This is a genomic window from Bradyrhizobium sp. P2_E8 (assembly GCF_056403875.1).
In genome coordinates, this window is sequence record NZ_JBFUES010000875.1 from 1 (window position 1) to 3,153 (window position 3,153).

The window sequence follows — 3,153 nt, forward strand, 5'->3', positions numbered from 1 at the left end:
GGTCATAGCCATCCTGTCTCTGTGTAGCGCCCGCCCGCCGAAGCAAAAGGTGGAAAAATCCAAGTGCTTCCGAATTGCCAGGGCGTATTTGGGTTGCCGGCTCGGCACTAGAGACTCCTTCGGCGTCTCTTCGCCATCCGTACAACGTCTCGCTGTCAAATTTGGCCATCTCCAGCCAAGCCGCATCGCAGACGATACCAGTTGTTTGCTCAAAAATCACGCGACCGGCGGCTAGAACTTGACGGAGGTAATTTGCAGAGAACGCGCGCCTCAGTTCGTCTAACGCATCGGCGCCCGACTCCTGAACATGCTCGAATGTCACATTCTCGGCGTGTGCTATTTGCCAGAGTTCAGGGGCCTTCTGCTGAAGGACGTCGGCCGGCGAGAGGTCGACCACAGTTACCGAGAGTGGCTGCACGTTCTCTAACGCCGAGCTGATGATGGCGTTGAGATATTCCCAATCAGACCAAAACCCGACGATCAGGAGATCCTTTTGCCGCAGATTCGCGGCCATCCATGTTCTGCTTCTATGGATGCGCGCGGCGATAGTTGGCTCGGTCAGCTGAGAACGTGCCCAGATCGTTGAAAGGCGATCGCGATGAGAGCATCCGTGGAATTTCAACAATGGGCCGTGCTGGGTTGCATCGATCGTCGCTTCGTCACCGTCCAGAGAACCTTGAAAGTCGCACCCATAGTCCCATGCCCGACGCTCGATCAGAGCGTCGTAGTTGCTCGATATTCCGGCAATGGCCGCTCGGGTTATGAGGAAATCAGCAATCGCCGCATGGCCCGCGTTTGGGGGCCGGACAAAGGCCCGCCATGGGACCAAGTGTTTAATGAACACCGACTGCAGCGTATTCAACCCTGCGAAATGTTCCGTGAGAGCCTCGAGGTCGGCTCGCAAGGCGATATCGCAGTTCGGATCTGATTCCAGTCGGTACTTATCAAAGCACTGCTCTGCCACTGATCGCGCGGAAGGCAGACTGCTGGGAGCTGCCATCGATAGGCCTGCCCCGCAGACCACGAGTAGCCGCCCTGCATTCATAGAGGCGAGAAGCCGAGCCTTTATTTCTGGAGTCAAATTATTCCACCCCAACCTATGGTAATCGTTTGGGCGATTGTTTCGAACATTGCAAGCTGAACGGCAAGAAGCCGACACGGCAGCTCGCGCCGCCTTCATCAAAGTGCTGTTGGCTTTCTTTTCAGGAGCGCGAGCACGAGCGCTGCCCCAGCGCGCCACGCCTTCGCGCTCGGTCTCAAATCTCAGTGGGAACGGCAGCCTTTGCCAGCCGGGTTTTGAGATCCATGATAGGTCGATGCCCCATGGATATTGCCGCAACGTATCATTGCGGCTCTCTTGATCGGCGCCGGCGAGGGTTTAGCCCGGCGAAGCGATTTTTTGCACAAAGCTGTTGTGCCCCTGCTGTGCCCCAAATTTTTCGGGGCACACTTCGAGGGAACAAGGTCGCTAACATACTGATTGAAGGAGCGAAATGGTGGGCGCACAAGGGATCGAACCTTGGACCTCTCCCGTGTGAAGGGAACGCTCTCCCGCTGAGCTATGCGCCCGGGACCATCATGCCGACGGCCGGACTTTCGGCCGGCCGGCGCATCAGAGCCCGCGATTTAGAAGTGCGGGCCGGAGGTGTCAAGTTTCCAGGCGCCCCGAGCCTGGAAAACCTTCCCCTAGATCGTGCAACCCGGCTGCGAGGCCGCGTTTTGGCCGGCTTACGCGCCCTGCTGGCGGGCGCGGGAGGCGTGGGCCTGGAGCGCGCGGATGCGCTCGGCGAGCGTTCCGCCGCCCTCGGGCAGGGTACCCGCGGCCACACCATTGGTCGCGGCGTCGTTGGCCGGGCGCGGCGCCGGCTTCGGCGGCTGGCCGGCCTCGGCCGCAAGCAAGGCCTCGATCGGCGAGTTCGGGCCCTCGAGCTGCATCGCCAGCTTTGCGACCTCGGCGGCGATGTCGTTGATGCGCTCGCGCAGCAGCGCGTTCTCCATGCGCTCGGTCGCCCAGGAGCTTTCCGCCTGCTGCTGGATCGCGTTGATGTCGCGTTGGAGTTTGGCGCGCTCGTCGCGCGCGGTGCGGAGCTGCTCCTCCAGCGCGGTCTTTTCCGCGCGGAGCTGCTCCATTGCGGCCGACGACTTGCCGCCGCTCAATGCGGCGATCTCGACGCGCAATTCCTTGATGGTGCGCTCGGAGCCATCGCTCGCCTGGCGGAGCTGGTTGTTCTCGTAGTCGCGCTCGGCGAGCAGCTTGCCTTGCGTGGCGAGGCGCCCCTCGAGGTCGGCGACGCGGCCCGAGAGCATCTCGGCCTCTTTCACCTGCACGATGAGCTGGCGATCGAGCTCGGTGACGCGCTGGCTCAGATTTTCGACGCGGCCGCGTGCATCCCCAAGCTCGCGCGAGGCGGTCTCGGATTCGGTACGCTCCTGCGTCAGCCGCGCCTGCGTCGCGGCAAACTCCTTCTCGGCATCGCCGACGCGGTTCTTCAACTCGTCGATCTGCGCGCGCACCGCGACCAGCTCGACCTGGCGGCTCTCCGCCATCATCGAGCGGTTGGACAGTTCGGAGTTGATCTTCGCGAGCTCGCCCTGCTTGTCGGTCAGCGCATTCTCGGCGGCGCGCAGGGCTTCGGTCTTGGCGTTGAATTCCTCTTCGGTGGCGCGGAGCTGCTCCTTCACCGCCTTCTCGCGCGCTTCCAGCGCGAAGATCGTGGCGTTCTTCTCGCCGAGCTCGATCTTCATGCGGTTGATGGCGTCGCTCTTCTTGCCGAGTTCGGCGAGCTGGCTCGTGGTCTTGTTCTTGAGCTGGTCGACGCTCATCTCGAGCCGTCGCGCCGACATGGCGAATTCGGCGCGGAGCTGGTCCTTGTCGGCCTGGATCTCGGCCATCGACAGCGGGGTGGCGGCCTCGAGCCGGCGCGTGGTCAGGCGCACCGCGCGGTTATGCACCAGCGGCACGATGGCAAGCCCGCACAGCATCGCGAGCAGGAAACCGATCGCCAGGTACATGATCGGTTCGACCATGGGCCAGAACTCCCAAAGCTAAGGAAAAATTTACCAACGACAATGCATGGCGGGCCGGCAAAAAGCCAGCCCCGCCCTGTTGTTAACGTGAATCCGGAATTGGACCGGTGGAGGGGAGTCTAGAAC

At 62.0% G+C, this 3,153-nt stretch carries 2 protein-coding genes and 1 tRNA gene; all 3 read right to left on the minus strand.

Annotated features, from left to right (window positions below; all coding sequences use genetic code 11):
- Window positions 1–964, minus strand: a 964-nt coding sequence (locus AC1D00_RS33495; RefSeq protein WP_477013614.1) for an SIR2 family protein, incomplete at its 3' end; no start/stop codon positions are given.
- 530 nt (window positions 965–1,494) lie between these two features.
- Window positions 1,495–1,569, minus strand: a tRNA-Val gene (locus tag AC1D00_RS33500).
- Between the two features lie 159 nt (window positions 1,570–1,728).
- Window positions 1,729–3,027, minus strand: a complete 1,299-nt coding sequence (locus AC1D00_RS33505) for a hypothetical protein (RefSeq protein WP_477013615.1) — start codon at window positions 3,025–3,027, stop codon at window positions 1,729–1,731.
- Between the last annotated feature and the right edge of the window lie 126 nt (window positions 3,028–3,153).